The sequence below is a fragment of the Micromonospora sp. NPDC051924 genome, assembly GCF_055586005.1.
Genome location: NZ_JBVJJA010000023.1, coordinates 16,917 through 36,929 on the forward strand (window position 1 = coordinate 16,917; position 20,013 = coordinate 36,929).

16 protein-coding genes are annotated in these 20,013 nt (G+C 73.1%); 11 read left to right on the forward strand and 5 right to left on the reverse strand.

Features of this window, described 5'->3' with window-relative positions:
- Positions 1 to 61 precede the first annotated feature (61 nt).
- Positions 62 to 490 carry a hypothetical protein gene (locus ACZ6S5_RS19225; protein ID WP_466002328.1) on the forward strand — a complete coding sequence of 143 codons (429 nt, stop codon included), beginning with the start codon at positions 62 to 64 and terminating at the stop codon, positions 488 to 490.
- Here ACZ6S5_RS19225 and ACZ6S5_RS19230 read toward each other — a convergent pair.
- Positions 453 to 1,463 carry a DUF389 domain-containing protein gene (locus ACZ6S5_RS19230; protein WP_466002162.1) on the reverse strand — a complete coding sequence of 337 codons (1,011 nt, stop codon included), beginning with the start codon at positions 1,461 to 1,463 and terminating at the stop codon, positions 453 to 455. The two genes, ACZ6S5_RS19225 and ACZ6S5_RS19230, sit on opposite strands and share 38 nt — an antisense overlap.
- A 235-nt stretch (positions 1,464 to 1,698) precedes the next feature.
- On the opposite strand from ACZ6S5_RS19230, the gene ACZ6S5_RS19235 reads away from it, so the two are divergent.
- Positions 1,699 to 2,628: an NAD(+)/NADH kinase gene (locus ACZ6S5_RS19235; protein WP_466002164.1), complete on the forward strand. Its 930-nt coding sequence runs from the start codon at positions 1,699 to 1,701 to the stop codon at positions 2,626 to 2,628.
- Positions 2,629 to 2,631: 3 nt separating this feature from the next.
- Here ACZ6S5_RS19235 and pgm read toward each other — a convergent pair whose 3' ends face one another.
- Together pgm and glgC are read right to left on the reverse strand one after the other, a co-directional pair.
- Positions 2,632 to 4,275: a phosphoglucomutase (alpha-D-glucose-1,6-bisphosphate-dependent) gene (pgm, locus tag ACZ6S5_RS19240; RefSeq protein ID WP_466002166.1), complete on the reverse strand. Its 1,644-nt coding sequence runs from the start codon at positions 4,273 to 4,275 to the stop codon at positions 2,632 to 2,634.
- A 28-nt stretch (positions 4,276 to 4,303) separates the two neighbouring features.
- Entirely contained in the window at positions 4,304 to 5,536 is a 1,233-nt protein-coding gene (gene glgC / locus ACZ6S5_RS19245; RefSeq protein WP_466002168.1) for a glucose-1-phosphate adenylyltransferase, read from the reverse strand.
- 95 nt (positions 5,537 to 5,631) lie between these two features.
- Between glgC and glgA the strand changes: the two genes are divergently transcribed.
- The gene (gene glgA / locus ACZ6S5_RS19250; protein WP_466002170.1) at positions 5,632 to 6,840 is read left to right on the forward strand and encodes a glycogen synthase; all 1,209 of its coding nucleotides are present in this window, start codon (positions 5,632 to 5,634) and stop codon (positions 6,838 to 6,840) included.
- Between the two features lie 8 nt (positions 6,841 to 6,848).
- On the opposite strand, the gene ACZ6S5_RS19255 is transcribed toward glgA, so the two are convergent.
- On the reverse strand, positions 6,849 to 7,790 hold the full coding sequence (locus tag ACZ6S5_RS19255) for a LysR family transcriptional regulator (RefSeq protein WP_466002172.1): 942 nt from the start codon (positions 7,788 to 7,790) through the stop codon (positions 6,849 to 6,851).
- A 71-nt stretch (positions 7,791 to 7,861) separates the two neighbouring features.
- On the opposite strand from ACZ6S5_RS19255, the gene ACZ6S5_RS19260 reads away from it, so the two are divergent.
- The 4 genes from ACZ6S5_RS19260 to glgB are packed head-to-tail and all read left to right on the forward strand — an operon-like array spanning position 7,862 to position 13,926.
- The gene (locus tag ACZ6S5_RS19260; RefSeq protein ID WP_466002174.1) at positions 7,862 to 8,806 is read left to right on the forward strand and encodes an NAD-dependent epimerase/dehydratase family protein; all 945 of its coding nucleotides are present in this window, start codon (positions 7,862 to 7,864) and stop codon (positions 8,804 to 8,806) included.
- Complete coding sequence (locus ACZ6S5_RS19265; RefSeq protein WP_466002176.1) at positions 8,799 to 9,680, forward strand: aldo/keto reductase; 882 nt, start codon at positions 8,799 to 8,801, stop codon at positions 9,678 to 9,680. Before ACZ6S5_RS19260 ends, ACZ6S5_RS19265 begins: the two co-directional genes overlap by 8 nt.
- Positions 9,681 to 9,739: 59 nt before the next feature.
- Positions 9,740 to 11,836: an alpha-1,4-glucan--maltose-1-phosphate maltosyltransferase gene (locus ACZ6S5_RS19270; RefSeq protein WP_466002178.1), complete on the forward strand. Its 2,097-nt coding sequence runs from the start codon at positions 9,740 to 9,742 to the stop codon at positions 11,834 to 11,836.
- The gene (gene glgB / locus ACZ6S5_RS19275; protein ID WP_466002180.1) at positions 11,824 to 13,926 is read left to right on the forward strand and encodes a 1,4-alpha-glucan branching protein GlgB; all 2,103 of its coding nucleotides are present in this window, start codon (positions 11,824 to 11,826) and stop codon (positions 13,924 to 13,926) included. Before ACZ6S5_RS19270 ends, glgB begins: the two co-directional genes overlap by 13 nt.
- A 55-nt stretch (positions 13,927 to 13,981) precedes the next feature.
- Here glgB and ACZ6S5_RS19280 read toward each other — a convergent pair whose 3' ends face one another.
- On the reverse strand, positions 13,982 to 15,022 hold the full coding sequence (locus tag ACZ6S5_RS19280) for an App1 family protein (RefSeq protein ID WP_466002182.1): 1,041 nt from the start codon (positions 15,020 to 15,022) through the stop codon (positions 13,982 to 13,984).
- Positions 15,023 to 15,312: 290 nt separating this feature from the next.
- On the opposite strand from ACZ6S5_RS19280, the gene tnpB reads away from it, so the two are divergent.
- From tnpB to ACZ6S5_RS19300, 4 genes are all read left to right on the forward strand, one after another.
- Positions 15,313 to 16,692: an IS607 family element RNA-guided endonuclease TnpB gene (tnpB, locus tag ACZ6S5_RS19285; RefSeq protein ID WP_466002184.1), complete on the forward strand. Its 1,380-nt coding sequence runs from the start codon at positions 15,313 to 15,315 to the stop codon at positions 16,690 to 16,692.
- Between the two features lie 17 nt (positions 16,693 to 16,709).
- Complete coding sequence (locus ACZ6S5_RS19290; protein ID WP_466002186.1) at positions 16,710 to 18,320, forward strand: hypothetical protein; 1,611 nt, start codon at positions 16,710 to 16,712, stop codon at positions 18,318 to 18,320.
- Positions 18,321 to 18,342: 22 nt separating this feature from the next.
- Entirely contained in the window at positions 18,343 to 19,140 is a 798-nt protein-coding gene (gene yaaA, locus ACZ6S5_RS19295; RefSeq protein WP_466002188.1) for a peroxide stress protein YaaA, read from the forward strand.
- Positions 19,141 to 19,244: 104 nt separating this feature from the next.
- Complete coding sequence (locus tag ACZ6S5_RS19300; protein WP_466002190.1) at positions 19,245 to 19,916, forward strand: hypothetical protein; 672 nt, start codon at positions 19,245 to 19,247, stop codon at positions 19,914 to 19,916.
- Positions 19,917 to 20,013: the final 97 nt, after the last annotated feature.

The window sequence follows — 20,013 nt, forward strand, 5'->3', positions numbered from 1 at the left end:
GGTGACGCGGTTGGCCGCCGGAGCGGCCAACGGCGCGGGTCCGCGTACCGTGTCGGGCGTGGTGGACGACGGGCTGGAGTGGCGGGAGCGGCAGCGCCGCGCGGTGCGGGCGCACGCCGAGGCCGATGCGCGGCAGCGGGCGGCCGAGCAGGCCGAGGCGGCGCAGCTGGTGGCCCGGTTCGCCGCCGAGGCGAACCGCTGCGGGCTGCGCACCGAGCGGCTCACCGCGGCCTCCTACGACGGTCGTGGCCGCTACCGCACCCCGCTCGTCGGCTGGTACCTCGACCGGGCGCGGAGCCGGGCGGTGGACACCGACGGCCGGTTCTACCTGCTGGCCGTGCCGGCGAGTCTCCGGTCGCGGCTGCTCGGTGCCCGGCCGGAGCCGTCGGCGCCGCCGCTGGTCGTCGGCCGGGGCGGGCGCGACGGCGAGTCGCTGCCGCTGGCGACCCTGATCAGCCTGCGGCTCGAGGCGGGCGACGACTGGCGTTGACCCCGGCCGGCTCGCGGTCGAACCGCTGCCGGGGCACGCTCCCGCCGTTGCGCCGCTCGACCCGGCGCCACCAGCACCGCTGCGCGAACAGGGTGAGCAGGCCGGCCAGCACGATCGCGGCCAGGTTGACCACCAGCTGCAGGGCCGAGCCGGCCGCCTCGGGCCAGACCCCGTACGCGGCGGCCACCGCCACGTTCGCCGCCGCCGGGACGGTGGTCACCGAGATCAGCACGCCGACCAGAGAACCGGACTTCTTCGAGGTCAGCGAGAGCATGCCGGCGATCCCGGCCAGGATGCCCACCACCCAGGAGAGCGCGTCCGGACGCCAGATGAAGTCGGTCAACGGCCGATCGGCGAGCAGCATGTCCCGGCTGACCAGGCCGGCGGCCGTCAACGCCCAGGTGCTCAGGACGGTGACGCCCATGGCGACGAGGAAGCCGACCGTCAGGGCCTTGAGCGAGCGGCCGATGACCGCCGGCTGCCGGCGCAGCAGGGCGACGCAGAGCGCGGCGAGCGGCCCGAACTCCGGGCCGACCACCATCGCACCGACGATCAGGATCGGCTGGTCCAGCAGCACCCCGATACCGGCGATCATCGTGGCCACGATGATCAGCGCCAGGAAGGTGCCGGTGAGCACCGTCTGCTCGCCGGTCTTCGCCGCGATCTCGTCCCAGACCACGGCGTCCTCGCCGTGTCCGGGGGCGTCCTCGGCGGCCCGGTCGGCGGCCGCCGAGAGGGTCAGCTCCACGTCGTCGGCGGCGATCGCCCCGCGCGCCTCCACGCCCAGGTCCTGGAGCTGGCGCAGCACCCCGTCGGCGCTCTCCCGGACCACGTCGCAGGTGATGTAGTCACCGGCCGGCTGGCGGGCGGCCCCGGGCAGGACCACGAGGTGGGTGACGCCGGGGTCGGCGGCCAGCAGGTCGGCGACGGCGCGCGACTGGTCCGGGGGTGCGATCACCCGGAGGTGCAACATGCGCTGCTCCTGAGCGGTGGGACAGGCCGTCCGCGAGCCGGCACGGCCGGCAGCACTCTACCCCTGGACAGGACCGGGGGCAGTGGCACACGGACGGGACCGGCTCAGACCGGCAGCATCGGTATCCCGTCCGGCCCCGCTCCGGTGGTCGGCGTCCCGCCCCGACCCGGGAACCGACCCGGCGCGCCTCGCCGTACGCGCTACAGGCAGCCCGCCGGTGTGGTGAGCTGTACCGGTGGCGGGGTATGTGTTCGGGCTGGTGTTGCACCCTACCCGGGACGTCTCCGAGGTGGTGGGGATCATCGACCGGTGGGCGGCCTCGCACGGCAAGAGCCTGGCCGTCCGCGCTGAGGACCGGCACCGGGTGCCGCCGTCGGTGGAGCCGGTCCCGGCCGAGCAGCTTCCCGTCCACGCCGACGCGTTGATCAGCATCGGCGGGGATGGGACCATGCTGGGCGCGCTGCGCTCCGCGATCCGGGACCCGAAGCCGGTGCTCGGGGTGCACCTGGGCCGGCTCGGCTTCCTCGTCGAGGTGGAGCCGCCGGAGCTGCCGCGGGCGCTGGAACGGCTGGTCGCCCACGACTTCACCGTCGAGCAGCACGCCTGCCTCGCCTGTGACGTCTGCGGCGACGACGTGGTGGCGTTCAACGACATCGCCCTGGTCCGCCAGCCCGGCGCCGGCTTCGTCACCGCCACGCTGGCCGTCGACGGCCAGCGGTACGGCTACTACCGGTGTGACGCGCTCGTGGTGAGCACGCCGACCGGCTCCACGGCGTACAGCTACGCGGCCGGCGGCCCGTTGATCTCCCCGGCGACACAGGCGGTGGTGGTCACCCCGTCGGCCCCGATGGCCGGCATCTCCCGCTCGGTGGTGCTCTCCCCCGACGAGACCGTCCACCTGGAGCTGCGTCCCGACTCGGCGCCGGTGGCGGTGGAGGTGGACGGGCTGGTGATCCGGGACGCGGCGACCGAGGGCGCGGTGCACGTCCGGTACGTCCGGAACGCCGGCCTGGTGGTCCGCCTCGACCCGCGCCGCTACCAGGAGCGCAACCAGCTCAAGCTCAGCCTGCTCGACCTGCCGCTGCTGCCCGACCAGCTCCGGGAACTGCTGCCGGACGGGCTGCGGGAGCAGCTCAACCGGCGGGAGCTGCCCCCGCCCCGCTGACCGTCACGCGGTGGCGAGCACGTCCGAGACCAGCGCCTTCGCCTCCTCCTGGATCCGGGCGAGGTGCTCCGGCCCCTGGAACGACTCGGCGTAGATCTTGTAGACGTCCTCGGTCCCGGACGGCCGGGCGGCGAACCAGCCCGACTCGGTGCTGACCTTCAGACCGCCGATCGAGGCGCCGTTGCCGGGCGCGGTGGTGAGAATGGCGGTGATCGGCTCGCCGGCCAGCTCGGTCGCGGTCACCTGCTCGGGCGACAACTTGCCCAGGACCGCCTTCTGCTCCCGGCTGGCCGGGGCGTCGATCCGGGCGTACGCGGGCGCGCCGAAGCGGTCGGCCAGCTCGGCCCAGTGCTCGCTGGGGGTCCGGCCGGTGGTGGCGATGATCTCCGAGGCGAGCAGGCAGAGCAGGATGCCGTCCTTGTCGGTGGTCCAGGTGCTCCCGTCCCGGCGCAGGAAGGAGGCACCGGCGCTCTCCTCGCCACCGAAGCCGACCGCGCCGTCGAGCAGGCCCGGGACGAACCACTTGAAGCCGACCGGCACCTCCAGCAGCGGCTGGCCGAGGTCCGCGGCGACCCGGTCGATCATGGAGGAGGAGACCAGGGTCTTGCCGACCGCCGCCAACGGGCCCCACTGTTCCCGGGTACGGAACAGATGGCCGATCGCCACGGCCAGGTAGTGGTTGGGGTTCATCAGGCCGCCGTCGGGGGTGACGATGCCGTGCCGGTCGGCGTCGGCGTCGTTGCCGGTGGAGACCTGGAACCGGTCGCGGGCGGCGATCAGCGAGGCCATCGCGTTCGGCGAGGAACAGTCCATCCGGATCTTGCCGTCGCCGTCGAGGGTCATGAACCGCCAGGTCGGGTCGACCGTCGGGTTGATCACCGTCAGGTCGAGGCGGTGCCGCTCGGCGATCTCCCCCCAGTAGGCCACGCTCGCCCCGCCCATCGGGTCGGCGCCGATCCGCACCCCGGCGGCGCGGATCGCGTCGACGTCCAGCACGGCGGGCAGGTCGTCGACGTACCGGGCGAGGAAGTCGTACTCCCCGGTGGTGTCGGCGACGCGGGCCCGCGCGTACGGGATGCGCCGCACCTCCTTGAGCCCGGCGGCGAGGATGGCGTTCGCGCGGTCCTGGATCCACTTCGTGACGTCGGTGTCGGCCGGCCCGCCGTTGGTGGGGTTGTATTTGAACCCGCCGTCGTCCGGGGGGTTGTGCGACGGGGTGATCACGATGCCGTCGGCGAGCCCGCCGGTGCGGCCCCGGTTGTGGGTGAGGATCGCGTGCGACAGCGCCGGGGTGGGGGTGTAGCCGTCCCGGCTGTCCCGCAGCACGGTGACGTCGTTGGCGGCGAGCACCTCCAGCGCGCTGGCCTCGGCGGGGGCGGAGAGGGCGTGGGTGTCCCGGGCGAGGAAGAGCGGCCCGTCCAGGCCCTGCTCCCGCCGGTAGTCGCAGAGCGCCTGGGTGACGGCGAGGATGTGGTCCTCGTTGAAGGCGTTCCTCAGGCTGGACCCGCGGTGCCCGGACGTGCCGAAGGAGACCTGCTGCGCCGGGTCGGCCGGGTCCGGGTGCTCGGCGTAGTAGGCGGTCACCAGCCGGGGCACGTCGACCAGGTCGGCGGGCTCGGCGGGCTGGCCGGCGCGGGGGTGGGCCACTGCGGGATCCTCCTCGGTGTACGGGTGGTCAGAGCTCGACGCGCTGACCCTTGCCGATCACGACGATGCCGTTGTCGGAGACGGTGTAGCGCTGACGGTCCTTCTCCAGGTCGACGCCGATCTCGGCACCCTCGGGCACGTAGACGTTCTTGTCCAGGATGGCCCGGCGGACGACCGCGTGCCGGCCGATCTCGACACCCTCCATGAGCACCGCGCTGTCCACGTGCGCCCAGGAGTGGACCTTCACCCGCGGCGACACGATCGAGTTCTCCACCAGCGAGCCGGAGATGACCGAGCCGGGCGAGACCATCGAGGCCACCGCGCGGCCGACCCGCTCCCCCCAGGCGTGCACGAACTTGGCCGGCGGGTACGGCGGCTGGTTGCTGTAGATCGGCCAGTCGAAGTTGTAGAGGTTGAACACCGGGTGGACGTTGATCAGATCCATGTGGGCGTCGTAGAAGGAGTCGAGGGTTCCCACGTCCCGCCAGTAGCCGCGGTCCCGGTCGGTGCTGCCGGGGACCTCGTTGTCCTTGAAGTCATAGACGTTGGCCTCGCCCCGCTCGACCAGCATCGGGATGATGCTGCCGCCCATGTCGTGCTTGCTGGTCTTGTCCTCCGCGTCGCGCTCGACGGCCTCGCAGAGCGCCTTGGTGGTGAAGACGTAGTTGCCCATCGAGGCGTAGATCTGGTCGGGCGCGTCGGGGAGGCCGACCGCGTCGGTGGGCTTCTCGCGGAACGCGCGGATCCGCCGGCCGTCCTCGCCGACCTCGATCACACCGAACTGGTCGGCCATCGACAGCGGCTGGCGGATGCCGGCCACGGTCACCCCGGCGCCGGAGGCGATGTGGTCCTCCACCATCTGCCGGGGGTCCATCCGGTAGATGTGGTCCGCGCCGAAGACGATCACGTAGTCCGGTTGCTCGTCGTTGATCAGATTGAAGCTCTGGTAGATCGCGTCGGCCGAGCCGGCGAACCACCACGGGCCGCGGCGCTGCTGCGCCGGCACCGGAGTGACGTAGTTGCCGAGCATGGTCGACATCCGCCACGTCGTGGTGACGTGGCGGTCCAGCGAGTGGGACTTGTACTGAGTCAGCACGACCATCTTGAGATAGCCGGCGTTCGCCAGGTTGGACAGGACGAAGTCGACCATGCGGTACATCCCGCCGAAGGGGACGGCCGGCTTCGCCCGGTCGGTGGTGAGGGGCATCAGGCGCTTGCCCTCCCCGCCGGCCAGGACGATCGCGAGCACCTTGGCAGCCATGCCCAGACGCTATCCATCCTGCCCCGACTTCACCACTCGTACGGGCACAGTTCCGCACCCGGTGCGGGGCGCGTTTCTGCACTAGGGTGCCGGGCATGAGCGATTCCGCCCGGCTGCGTGTCGACCTGCTCACCCGCGAGTACCCGCCGGAGGTCTACGGCGGCGCCGGGGTGCACGTCGAGTACCTGGCGCGGGAGCTGCGCCGCCTCGCCGACGTGCGGGTGCACTGCTTCGGCGCGGCGCGCGACGAGCCGGGGGTCACCGCGTACGCCGAGCCGCTCGAACTGGCCGCAACCAACCCGGCGCTGCGGACCATGGGCGTCGACCTGGAGATGGCGGCCGGCTGCGCCGGCACCGACGTGGTGCACAGCCACACCTGGTACGCCAACCTGGCCGGGCACACCGCGAAGCTGCTGTACGGGGTGCCGCACGTGGTCACCGCGCACAGCCTGGAGCCGCTGCGCCCGTGGAAGGCCGAGCAGCTCGGCGGCGGGTACGCGCTCTCGTCCTGGTGCGAGCGGACCGCGTACGAGGCCGCCGACGCGATCATCGCGGTCAGCGCGGGGATGAGGCGGGACGTGCTGACCGCGTACCCGGACGTGGACCCGGACCGGGTGCGGGTGGTCTACAACGGCATCGACACCGCGCAGTACGCCCCGGACCCGGGCACCGATGTGGTGGACCGGCTCGGCATCGACCCGGGCCGCCCGAGCGTGGTCTACGTCGGGCGGGTCACCCGGCAGAAGGGCCTGCCGTACCTGCTGCGCGCCGCCCGGGAGCTGCCCGCCGACACCCAGCTGGTGCTGCTGGCCGGCGCCCCGGACACCCCGGACATCGCCGCCGAGGTGGAGGAGCTGGTCGCCGAGCTGCGGGCCAGCCGCTCCGGGGTGGTCTGGATCGCCGCGATGCTGCCCAAGCATGAGGTGATCCAGGTGCTCACCCACGCCACGATCTTCGTCTGCCCGTCCGTCTACGAGCCGATGGGCATCGTCAACCTGGAGGCGATGGCCTGCGAGACGGCGGTGGTGGCCACCGCCACCGGCGGCATCCCGGAGGTGGTCGCCGACGGCGAGACCGGCCTGCTGGTGCCGATCGAGCAGGCGACCGACGGCAGCGGGAAGCCGCTGGACCCGGAGCGCTTCGTGGCCGACCTGGCGGCGACGATCAACGAGCTGCTGGCCGACCCGAAGCGGACCGAGGAGTTCGGTCTCGCCGGCCGCCGCCGGGCCGTCGAGCACTTCTCCTGGGACACCATCGCACAGCGGACGCTGGAGGTGTACCGGTCGGTGGGCGCCGCCGGCTGAGCCGCGTGCTAGGCGATCGGGTCGCCCCCGACCACGACCGACGGCAGCCCGGGATCCGCACCGGCGCGCAGGGCCTCGACCAGCGCGTCGACGTACCCCTGCGACCGGCCGCTCCGCCGCCGAGTGACCACACCGATGTGCCGGGCCGGCCGGGGCGGTTCCAGGGGCACCACGGCCACCCCCGCAGGGGGCCGGTCGAGGGCGATCTGTGGGATGAGCGAGACACCCATGCCGGCGCCCACGAGCGCCATGGCGAAGAAGTAGTCGGTGGCGCTGCAGCAGATCCGGGGCTGGAAGTCAGCGAGCGCGGCGTACCGCTGCAGCAGGTCCGCGGTCTTGAGGCAGCCCAGCACCCACCGCTCGGCGGCGAGATCCGTCAATCGCAGACTCCGTGCGCCTGCGAACTGGTGGTGCACGGAGACGACGAGCCACAGCGGATCCTCCACCAGCGGGCTCCAGATCATCCCGGACCGATCGCCCTGCCCCACGAGCCGCGGCCCGTCGAAGTGGTAAGCGACCGCGAGATCAGCCCGCCCTTCGCGGACCATGGGCAGGCTGTCCTCCGGCTCACGTTCGAGGATGGTCAACTCAACCTCGGGGTGCTCGGCCGCGAACCGGGTGAGCGCGGGCGGGAGCAGGTGGCGGCCACCGCTGGAGAACGTAGCGATCGTCAGTGTCGCGCGCCCCGCCGCCAGTCGGTCGATCTGCTCCTCGGCGTGCCGTAGTTCGGCGGCGATGACGTCCGCGGCTTCGACCAGCAGCCGGCCCGGCTCGGTGAGCACGACCCCGCGGGTACTGCGCTCGACCACCGGCGTGCCGAGGGTCCGCTCCAGCGCGGCGATCTGCTGCGACACCGCCGACGGGGTGCACCGAAGCGCTCCCGCGGCCTGGTTGAAGCTCCCGGACCGGGCCACCTCACGGAGGACGCGGAGCCGCTGGGTATCGATCATCAGTTTCCCTACATGCGCAGTTAGTAGATCACCACTTCTGCTAACGACCGTACGCCTGCATGCTGGGGCTCATGATCGAGGCATGCGTCATCGGCGGCAGCCGCTACTTCGGGCGGCTGCTGACAGCGAGGCTGTTGGCCTCCGAGGTCCGGGTCACCGTGCTCAACCGGGGCTCCACGCCGGCCCCGCCGCGGGTGACCCACCTGCGCGCCGACCGGGACGACGAGGACTCCCTGCGCGCGGCGTTGGGTACCCGCACGTTCGACGTTGTCGTCGACCAGGTCTGCTACACCCCCCGGCAGGCGGCCATCGCGCGGCGGGCCTTCGCCGGCCGGACCCGCCGGTACGTCATGACCTCGACCATCGAGGTCTACGACCCGGTCGGCTCCGCCGCGGTCCCGCCCGCGTCGCCGGGCACGCCGGCCAGCGAGAGCGCCATCGACCTGGACAGCTGGCCGATCCGGCCGGACCTGCCGTGGCATGAACCGGACTTCCTCGAGGCCAACTACGGAGAGGGCAAGCGCCAGGCCGAGGCCCAGTTCAGCCGAGAATCCGAGTTCACGTTCGCGAGCGTACGCAGCGGGCACGTGCTCGGCGGCGGGGCGGACGATTTCACCGGCCGCCTCGACCACTACCTCCGGTGCGTCCGGTCGGGCCGGCCCATCGCGGTGCACCGCACCAACCACCGCTCGTCGTTCATCAGCCGGGACGAGATCGCCGACGTGCTGTGCTGGGCCGCGCAGGCGGACTTCGCGGGCCCGGTGAACGCCCGCTCGCACGGCGAACTGAGTGTCACCGACATCTGCCAGGCCATCGCTGCGGCGGGGTTGGGCCACCCCGTCTTCGCCGCTGTCGAACCCGGTGCCGAGGCATCCCCGTACGCCTTCGAGCGCTATTACGGTATGGACAACTCGCGCGCCGAACGGCTGGGGTTCAGGTTTTCCCACACCACCGACTGGCTGCCGCGAGTCATCGCGGAAGCGGCCGTGAACGAGAATGGGACCCGGGATGCATGACCGGCTGATCGGCGATGTCGCGGTCGGCGCGGTCGGCCTGGGCGCCATGCCGCTCTCCATCGAGGGCCGCCCCGACGAACGCCGGGCCGTCGCCACCGTCTACGCCGCGCTCGACGCCGGAGTCACGCTGATCGACACGGCGGACTCCTACCACTGGTACGCCGACGAGGTCGGCCACAACGAGCGGCTCGTGGCCCGGGCGCTGGCCAGCTGGGGTGGAGACACGAGCCGGGTCCTCGTCGCCACCAAGGGTGGCCGGGGCCGCCCCGGTGACGGATCGTGGACGGTGAACGGGCACCCGCGACACCTGAGGCGGGCGTGCCAGGAGTCGCTGAAGCGGCTCGGGGACGAGGCCGTCGCGCTGTACCAGTTGCACAAGCCGGACCCGGCCGTGCCGTACGCCGAGTCGGTCGGGGCCCTGCGGGAGCTGCTCGACTCCGGCATGATCCGGATGGCTGGCATCTCGAATGTGAACTCGGACCAGATTCTCGAGGCGCGGCGAATCCTCGGCGACCGGCTGGTCTCGGTGCAGAACCAGTTCTCCCCAGCGTGTCGGGACAGCGAGGCCGAGCTGCGGCTCTGCGCCGAGCTGGGCCTCGCCTTCCTGCCGTGGAGTCCGCTCGGTGGTATCTCCCACAGCTCGCTCGACGGCCCGAGCGTCCGGAGCGACCCGGCACATCCAGCCTTTCACGAGGTCGCCCGGGCCCACCGGGTGAGCCCGCAGCAGGTCTGCCTGGCCTGGCATCTCGCCAAGGCGCCCACGGTGATCGTCATCCCGGGCGCCAGCCGGCCCGAGACCATCCGCAGCTCGGCAGCGGCCGCCGATCTGGTCCTCAGCCCCGACGAGCTGGATCTCCTGGACGGCGCGAGTTGAGCCGAGCCAGGTGTCGGGCGAGCCGCGCGCGAAGCGATCTCGCGCAGTAGGTTGAACCGGTGACTGGACGGTTCCCGATCGAAGACGTCTCCCCCGTCGTCGCCTGCGGTCGCTACCCGGCCAAGGCGGTGGTCGACGAACTGGTGCCGGTGTCCGCCCGCGCCTACCGGGAGGGCCACGACGCGCTCGGCTGCAACGTGGTCTGGCTCGGCCCGGACGGCGCGGCCCGCCCGTTCACCCGGATGCGCCCCGGCGAGCCGGGCCAGGACCGCTGGCACGCCACCATCCGCCCGGACGCGGTCGGCGCGTGGCGGTTCACCGTCGAGGCGTTCCAGGATCCGTACCTGACCTGGCAGAACGCGGTCACCAAGAAGGTCGCCGCCGGCCAGGGCCCGGCCGAGCTGGCCAACGACCTGGCCGAGGGGGCCCGGGTGCTGGAAGCGGCCGTCGAACTGGTCCCGGACGCCGACCGGGCGCGGGTCCGGGCCGCGATGGTCGCGCTGCGTGACCAGGACCTCGACCTGCCCCGCCGGATCGACGCCGCACTCGACCTGGCCCCGCTGCTCTGGGACCACCCGGTCCGCGAGCTGGTCACCACCGGCGACGAGCGCCGGCTCTGGGTGGACCGCCCCCGGGCGCTCTTCTCCGCCTGGTACGAGTTCTTCCCCCGCTCCGAGGGCGCGGTCTCCGCCACCGTCGACGCGCCGGCGCGGTCGGGCACCTTCGTCACCGCGACGGACCGCCTGCCGGGCGTCGCGGCGATGGGCTTCGACGTGCTCTACCTGCCGCCGATCCACCCGATCGGCCGGGTCAACCGCAAGGGCCCCAACAACTCGCTCACCGCCGGGCCGGACGACGTCGGCTCGCCGTGGGCGATCGGCGCCGCCGAGGGCGGCCACGACGCCATCCACCCCGACCTGGGTACGCCGCAGGACTTCCGCGAGTTCATCGCCGCCGCCGCCGAGCAGGGCCTGGAGGTGGCGATGGACCTGGCGTTGCAGTGCGCCCCCGACCACCCGTGGGTGACCGAGCACCCCGAGTGGTTCACCACCCGGGCCGACGGGAGCATCGCGTACGCGGAGAACCCGCCGAAGAAGTACCAGGACATCTACCCGCTGAACTTCGACAACGACCCCGACGGCATCCGGGCGGAGATCCTGCGGGTGGTGCTGCACTGGGTCGGCGAGGGGATCCGGATCTTCCGGGTGGACAACCCGCACACCAAGCCGTTCGACTTCTGGCACTGGCTGATCCGGCAGGTCAAGCAGGTCGATCCGGACGTGCTCTTCCTCGCCGAGGCGTTCACCCGCCCGGCGATCATGCACGGGCTGGGCAAGATCGGCTTCACCCAGTCGTACACCTACTTCACCTGGCGCACGACGGCGGCGGAGATGCGGGCCTACTGCGCGGAGCTGGTCGCGGCGGCCGACTACATGCGGCCGAACTTCTGGCCGAACACGCCGGACATCCTGCACGAGTCGCTGCAGCACGGCGGCCCGCCGATGTTCAAGATCCGGGCGGTGCTGGCCGCGCTGCTCTCCCCCTCCTGGGGCATGTACGCCGGCTACGAGCTGTTCGAGCACGCGGCCCGCCCCGGCGCCGAGGAGTACCTGGACAACGAGAAGTACGAGCTGCGCCCCCGGGACTGGACGGGCGCGCAGGAGCAGGGCCGCTCGCTCGCCCCGTTCATCGCCACCCTCAACCGGGTGCGCCGCGACAACCCGGCCCTGCATCGGCTGCGCAACCTGCGCTTCCACGACATCGACAACCCGGCGCTGCTCTGCTGGTCCAAACACGACCCGGACACCGGCAACACCGTGATCGTGATCTGCTCCTTCGACTCGCACTCCGTGCAGTGGGGCAACACCACGCTGGACATGCCGGCGCTCGGCTTCGACTGGCACGAGCGGTTCACCGTGCACGACGAGCTGACCGGGGCGAGCTACGACTGGGGGCAGCGCAACGCCGTCCGGCTCGACCCGTACCTGCAACCGGCGCACGTGTTCACCCTGCGCCGACCCGTCCCGCCGGCCGAACCCGGGCCGCAGGCCCCGGCAGGGCGGGACCTGACCGTCGAAGACGTACCCGCCGACCTCTCCGGCGGCACCGCCCCGACCGCACCGGCCGCGAAGGACGAGGCACGATGGACCAGCTGATCGCCGGCGAGGCGTACGACCCGCACGCCGTGCTCGGCGCGCACCCCGCCGACGCGCGGACCACCATCCGGACCATGCGCCGCGGCGCGGGTGACGTGGCCCTGCTCGTCGGCGACGAGCGGCACCCGATGAAGCGGGTGCACGACGTCGGCGTCTTCGAGGCGGTGCTGCCCGGTGAGGTGCTCGACTACCGGGTCGAGGTGGACGGCGCCGTGCACGACGACCCCTACCGCTACCCGCCCACCCTCGGCGAGCTGGACCTGCATCTGATCGGCGAGGGACGGCACGAGCGGCTGTGGGAGGCGCTCGGCGCCCGGGTGTTCGACGAGGGCGTGGCGTTCACCGTCTGGGCGCCCAACGCGCGGGGCGTCCGGGTGGTCGGCGACTTCACCGGCTGGGGGCCGGACGACGGCTGGCCGATGCGCTCACTCGGGTCGAGCGGGGTGTGGGAGATCTTCGTGCCGGGCGCGCAGGTCGGCGCCCGCTACAAGTACCGCATCCTCGGCGCCGACGGGCACTGGCGCGACAAGGCCGACCCGCTCGCGGCCCGCACCGAGGTCCCGCCGGCCACCGCGTCGGTGGTGCACTCCTCCGTGTACGCGTGGGGCGACGCCGACTGGCTCGCGCGGCGGGCGAGGCGGCGGCCGCACCAGGAGCCGATGAGCGTGTACGAGGTGCACCTGGGGTCCTGGCGGCCCGGCCTCGGCTACCGGGAGCTGGCCGAGCAGCTCACCGCGTACGTGACCGAGCTGGGCTTCACCCACGTGGAGTTCCTGCCGGTGATGGAGCACCCGTTTGGCGGCTCCTGGGGCTACCAGGTCACCGGCTACTACGCCCCCACCGCCCGGTTCGGCGACCCGGACGACTTCCGCTACCTGGTGGACCGGCTGCACCAGGCCGGCATCGGGGTGATCCTCGACTGGGTGCCGGCGCACTTCCCCAAGGACGAGTGGGCCCTCGCGCGGTTCGACGGCACCCCGCTCTACGAGCACCCCGACCCGCGTCGCGGCGAGCACCCCGACTGGGGCACGTACGTCTTCGACTTCGGCCGCCGCGAGGTGCGCAACTTCCTGGTCGCCAACGCGCTCTACTGGTTGGCGGAGTTCCACGTCGACGGGCTGCGGGTCGACGCCGTCGCCTCGATGCTCTACCTGGACTACTCCCGCCAGGAGGGGCAGTGGGTGCCCAACGTGCACGGCGGCCGGGAGAACCTGGAGGCCATCGCGTTCCTGCAGGAGGTCAACGCCACCGTCTACAAGCACCACGCCGGGGTGGTGCTGGTCGCCGAGGAGTCCACCGCGTGGCCGGGAGTGACCCGGTCCACCGCCGAGGGCGGGCTGGGCTTCGGCTTCAAGTGGAACATGGGCTGGATGCACGACACCCTGCTCTACACCTCGAAGGACCCGATCTACCGGCAGCACCACCACCATCAGCTCACCTTCTCCCTGGCGTACGCCTGGAGCGAGAACTACGTGCTGCCGATCAGCCACGACGAGGTGGTGCACGGCAAGGGCTCCCTGGTCGGCAAGATGCCCGGCGACACCTGGCAGCGGCTGGCCAACGTCCGGGCGCTGCTGGCGTACATGTGGGCGCACCCCGGCAAGCAACTGCTCTTCATGGGCTGCGAGCTGGCCGACGACCGGGAGTGGAGCGAGGAGCGCGGCCTCGACTGGTACCTCACCCACGACCCGGCCCGGGCCGGGGTGCAGCGCCTGGTCGGCGACCTCAACCGGGTCTACCGGGCCACCCCGGCGCTCTGGGCCCAGGACACCGAGCCGGCCGGCTTCCGCTGGATCGCCGGCGACGACGTCGCCAACAACACGGTCTCGTTCGTCCGGATCGCCCCGGGCGGCGCGACCCTGGTCTGCGTGGCGAACTTCTCCGCCCGGCCCCTGGAGGGCTACCGGGTCGGGCTGCCCGGCGCCGGCACCTGGACCGAGGTGCTCAACACCGACGCCCACCACTACGGCGGTTCCGGCGTGGGCAACCTGGGCGCGGTGCACGCCGAGAACGTGCCGTGGCACGGGATGGTGGCCTCGGTGGCGCTGCGGGTGCCGCCGCTCGGCGTCCTCTGGCTCCGCCGCGACTGAACCCCGGCCACCTCGAACACCAACCGACCCGCCTCCGGGGTGGGGGCGGGAGGGGTCAGACGAGGCCGGCTTCGCGGAGGAGTTTCCAGAGGCCGGCGCCGTCGGGGGCGGAGAGCCACTTCTGCCCCACCGGGCCGGCGGACGGGCGATCGGCGGGGGCGGGCAGGGTGCCGGCGAGCACCGCCTGGGTGGGCGACAGGCGGCGGATCGCCACCCCGGCCACGTTGTCCGGGTGCGCGGCGGCGAACTCGCGGTAGATCTCCTGATCGTGCTGCCCGTCGTCGCCGATCAGCAGCCAGCGCACGTCCGGGAACTCCCGGGCCAGCCGGGCCAGGGTGGCCCGCTTGTGCTCCCGGCCGCTGCGGAACCAGCGGTCGGCCGTCGGCCCCCAGTCGGTCAGCAGCAGCGGCCCGGCCGGGTAGAGGTGGCGGGAGAGGAACCGGGTGAGCGTCGGCGCGACGTTCCAGGCACCGGTGGAGAGGTAGAAGACCGGGGCGCCCGGGTGGGCGGTGACCAACCGTTCGTACAGCACGGCCATGCCGGGGACCGCGGCCCGGGCGTGCTCGTCGAGGACGAAGGTGTTCCACGCGGCGAGCAGCGGCCGGGGCAGCGCGGTCACCATCACCGTGTCGTCGATGTCGGAGAGGATGCCGAACCGGACGTCCGGGTCGAGGATGCGGACCAGCGCCTCGATCGGCTCGGCGTCGGGCACGCTGAGGCGTACGCAGGCCCAACCGGGGGTGAAGTTCGCCCGGACGATGGTGTCCACGAATCCGCTGCGGTCGGCGGTCGCCTCCGTGCGCACCCCGTCGGCCTCGATGGTCACGGTGGCGTACTTGGCGGGCAGGGTGGCGAAGCTGCGCCAGCCGCGGACCTTCTCCAGCCGCCCCCCCTGCCGGGTGTCGGGGCGGCCGAGCAGCACCCGGCAGAGCACCCGCGCCCAGCCCGGGGCGCCGTACCCGGCGTACGCGATGATGTTGACCTGCCACCCGGTGCGCCGCAGCCGGCGTTCCACCAGGCCGTGCACGGCGTCCTCGATGCGTGCGGCCCGGTGCAGCTGCGGTACAGCCAGTTGGTCCGGTGGTGTGGGTGGCACGCTGCCACCCTGCCACAACCGGACGATACCGGCCACGCGAGTCGTCTGCGCCGATCCATACCGCCGCACGCCGCCACCGTGACAGACTGCGGTCGGAGGCGACGAGGGTGGAGCCTGCTCAGGACGAAGGGTGCTGTAGCGCTCGTAAGCAAATCATGGTTCCCGCAGGGAACGGTTGGCGGTGTGGCCCTCCCTTGCTCGCCCATCGGGATGCGAAAAATGTCGTACGGGTGGTGTTGGCTTGGGTTTGTGGCTGCTGGTCGGGATGCTGCGGTCCTTCGGGTGGCGGCGTGAGGACGTTTCAGGCGTACCGGTTCACCCTTGATCTGACTCCCGCTCAGGAGCGGACGGTGCTTGCCCATGCTGGTGCGGCCAGGGTGGCGCACAACTGGGCCCTCGCCAGAGTGAAGGCCGTCATGGATCAGCGGGCTGCTGAACGCAGCTACGAGATTGCTGAGGCGGACCTGACGCCAACGATCGGGTGGTCGCTTGCGGCGTTGCGGAAGGCGTGGAATCAGGCGAAGCCGGAGGTGGCACCGTGGTGGCCGCGGTGTTCGAAGGAGGCGTTCAACACCGGACTGGACACCCTGGCCCGGGCGTTGAAGAACTGGTCCGACTCCCGCAGAGGTGAGCGGGCGGGGCAGCGCGTCGGGTTCCCGCGGTTCAAGTCCCGCCGCCGCGCCACGCCGTCCGTCCGGTTCACCACTGGTGCGATCCGGGTGGAGCCGGACCGCAAACATGTGGTCCTGCCCAGGTTGGGGCGGCTGAAGACCCACGAGTCGACCCGCAAACTCGCCCGCCGGCTTGAGGCCGGCACGGCCCGGATCCTGTCCGCGACCGTCCGGAGGGACGGTTGCCGGTGGCATGTCGCGTTCTGCGTCGAGGTCGACCGCGTCGATCGAACCCCCACCCGGCCCGACGCTGTCATCGGTGTGGACGTCGGGATCACCCACTTGGCGGTGCTGTCCACCGGCAAGATGGAGCCCAACCCTCGCCCCCTGGAGACTGCAGCACGGCGTATGCGTCGCCTCGCCCGGCGCCTGTCACGCCGGGTCGGCCCGGACCGGCGCACCGGACAGCGGCCCTCGAACCGGTGGGAACGCGCCCGCAGGCAGGTGGCCCGGGCACACGCGCGGGTGGCGAACCAACGCCGCGACGGCCTGCACAAACTCACCACCCGCCTCGCCCGCGAGTACGGCACGATCGTGGTCGAGGACTTGAACGTCGCCGGCATGCTGCGCAACCGGCGCCTCGCCCGGCGTGTCGCCGACGCCGGGTTCGCCGAGCTGCGCCGTCAACTGGCGTACAAAACCCGATGGAACGGCGGCCACTTCGTGATGGCCGACCGCTGGTATCCCTCCAGCAAGACCTGCTCGGCCTGCGGCACGGTGAAAACCAAGCTGGCCCTGTCCGAGCGCACCTACACCTGCACCACCTGCGGCCTCGTCCTCGATCGGGACTTGAACGCCGCGCGCAACCTCGCTGCCCTCGCAGCGCAGTACGACATCGCCGGGAGTGGCCCGGTGGCAGGACGTGGAGCCGACCAGAAGACCCGCCCCGGCAGGCAGGTGGCAACGAAACGTCAACCCGGCACCCCAATCGGGGGCAAGACCGGGACCGTCCCTCCGCAAGGCGGGACTACCACCCGTGTGTCCGCCAGGGCACACTGAAGGGTAACGGCGTGGTCGTGTCGACACCAGTGCGGGGCCCGGGGCGCCGGCGTCCCGCGCTGGACCGGCCGGCGCTGGTCGCGCTGCTGCTCGGGGCGGCCGGGGTCGGCTACCGGCTGGTCCTGACCCTGCTGACGCTGCCCACCTCGAACAGCGACGAGGCGACCTTCGGGCTCGCCGCGCTGCACATCGCCGGCGGCCACGAGCGACCGGTCTTCCTGTACGGCCAGCGCTACATGGGGATGCTCGAGTCCTACCTGGCGGCGCCGCTGGTCTGGCTGGCCGGGCCGCGCTGGCCGGTGTTGCGGCTGCCGCTGCTGGCGCTCTACGCGGCCTTCCTCTGGTTGGCGTACCGGCTGACCCGCCGGCTCTTCTCCCCGTGGCTGGCCGCCTTCGTGGTGGGCCTGCTGGCGCTCGGCTCGGAGCGGGTGGTGCGCGACCAGCTCACCGTGGTGGGCGGGCGGCCCGAGGTGAAGCCGGCCGTGCTGGCGATGCTGCTGCTCGCGATGGCGCTCGGCGAGGGCCGGGTGCGGCACCGCTGGCTGGCCACGGGCCTGTTCGGGCTGCTCGCCGGGGTGGCGCTCTGGTCCGACTGGCTGATCGTGCCGTACCTGGCGGTGGCCGGTGTGGTGCTGATCTGGGCGGCGCCCCGGGACCTGGTCGGCTGGCCGGGGGTGCTGCTGGTGATCGGGTTCCTGGTCGGCGTCACCCCGATGATCAAGGACAATCTGGTCGCCCCGGACGGGCAGGACTCGCTGTCGGTGTTCCGGGAGATCAGCACCAAGGACGGGGTGGCCCCGTCGGTGTCGGAGCGGCTGCACGGCGGGCTGCTGGAGGGGGTGCCGCTGGCCTCCGGGCTCTGCCCGACGGCCGGCTGCGGCCGGTGGCAGGAGTGGTTCGGCCTGCTGTACCCGCTGCTGCTGGTGGCCGCCGCCGGGCTCGCCGTGGTCGCGTACCGGCGGGCGGCGGGAGGGTCCGCCCGGGTCCGGGCGGTCACGCAGCTCGCCCTGGTCGCCGGGGCCGCGCTGACCCTGCTCGGGTACGTGCGCAGCCCGCTCGCCGCCACCGATCCGCTGGGCAACGCCCGGTACCTGTCGGTGCTGCAGGTCTCGCTGCCGGCGGTGCTCTGGCCGCTCTGGCTGGCCGCCCGGCACGCCCTGCGGGGCACGGCGGGCGTGGCGGCCCGGCTCGGCGGTGCGGCGGCGGGTCTGGTGCTGGCCGCGCTCACCGCCGCCGCGCTGGCCGCCACCGTGGCGTTCGTCGCCGACACGCCGGGGCTGCGGGCCGAGGAGCGGCGGGCCCGGGAGCTGGCCGACACCGTCCGCCGGGCCGGCCTGCACGAGGTGTACGCGGACTACTGGACCTGCCACCGGCTGATCTTCAACACCGGTGAGGCGGTGGTCTGCGGGGTGCTGGACGGCAACCTGACGCCGGGGCAGAACCGCTACCCCGCGTACTGGAAGCGGGTGGGGCGGGCGGCCCGGCCCGGGTACGTGCTGGCGGTCGGGTCGTCGGCGGAGCGGGAGCTGCGCCGGCTGCTCGGTGACCGGGCGGACGCGGCCGTGGTGGCCGAGGTGGGCGGCTATCGCGTGTACCACCCGGACAGCGCCGTGCGGCCGTGGCGCTGAGCGCGGGCCGTACGCTGATCCGATGCTCATCCTGCTGCCCCCGTCAGAGGGGAAGGCCGAGGCCGGCACGGGCCGGCGGCTGGACCTGTCCCGGCTCTCCCTGCCGGAGCTGGCCCCGGCCCGCGAGGAGGTGCTGACCGCCCTGGTGGGGCTCTGCGCCGGGCCGGACGAGGCGGCGGCCCGCGCCGCGCTGGGCCTGAGCGAGGGGCAGCGCGGCGAGCTGCGGCGCAACGCGCGGCTGCGGGAGGCGGCCACCGCCCCGGCCGGGCGGATCTACACCGGGGTGCTCTACGAGGCGCTCGACCTGGCCAGCCTGCCGCCCGCGGCGGAACGGCTGGCCCGCCGCTCGGTCCTGATCAGCTCCGGCCTCTGGGGCGCGGTACGCCTCACCGACCGGATCCCGCCCTACCGCTGCCCGGTCGGGGCGAAGCTGCCAGGCGTCGGCGCGCTGTCGGCGTACTGGCGGACGGCGCTCGGGCCGGCGATGGCGGCGGCCGCCGGCGGCGGGCCGGTGCTGGACCTGCGCTCCGGCGCGTACGCGGCCACCTGGACGCCGCGCGGGGCGGTCGCCGACCGCACGGTGACGGTCCGGGTGCTGCACGAGCGGGAGGTCGACGGGGTGCCCACCCGCTCGGTGGTGAGCCACTTCAACAAGGCCACCAAGGGCCGGCTGGTCCGCGACCTGCTGACCGCCGGCGCCCGGCCGCGGACCGCCGCCGCGCTGGTCGGGGCCCTGCGCGACCTCAAGTACACGGTCGAGGAGCAGCCCACCGCGACCGGCCGGCCACGGCAGCTCGACATCGTGGTCGCCGAGCTGTAGTGCCGGCGCCAGCCGCAAATTTTGCTCAAGGCTCGGGCGCAGCGGTTCCGCCGTACCGGCGGTGGGGGTCACGGTAGGGGAACCCTCGACGCAAGGAGCACCAGATGGCCCCCGAATCCATCAGTCTGCTCGACCGGCGCCGCCCGTCGCCCGTACCGCCGCCGCTGGACTGGCTGACCCTCGCCGACGCGTTCGAGGTGGCCTGCCTGGTGCGCTGCACCCCGCCCCCGGCCACCGAGGCCCGCCGGCCCGCGGTCGGCACGTATCGGGGCGGGGTCGCCGAGTTCAACCGCGAGGACGCGGCGCGCCGGATGCGGCAGCTGCTCGGCCGCCTCGGCGTGCCGGTCGAGCACGAGCTGGCCACCGGCGGGCTGCGCCGCCGCTACGAGCTGCACCGGCTGTACGTGCCCCGGGAGCACCGGTCGACGTACGCGGCGCTGCTGGAGACCGGCTGGCGGCAGGGCCGGCGGGAGCTCCTCGGGGGCCCGGTCCCCGGCGCCTCGACGGCCCGGCGGGTGTGGCGGCCCCGGCTGGCCGCCGCCGCCTGGCGGGCGGCCATGCTGGCCGGCGGTCGACACGTACGCCGGCACAGCCTCGGCATCCGGCTCGCCGACCGGGACCTGGCCGCGGTGCTGGTCCGCGGCGCGGCGCTGCTGGAGGTGCCCGCGATGCTCCGGCCTGGCGCCGGGTGCTTCCTGGTCAGCGTCCCCAACGGTCCGCACCGTACCCGGATCGTGGACAGCGTGACCCTGGTCCCCGCGGCGACGGCCTGCTGAGCCGTACGCCCGGCCGTCGACCGCCGCGCGCCGGCACCGGGGGGAGCCGACGCGCCGTGCTGGCGGACCACTGACCTGCCGGGGTTGCGCCGCGGGC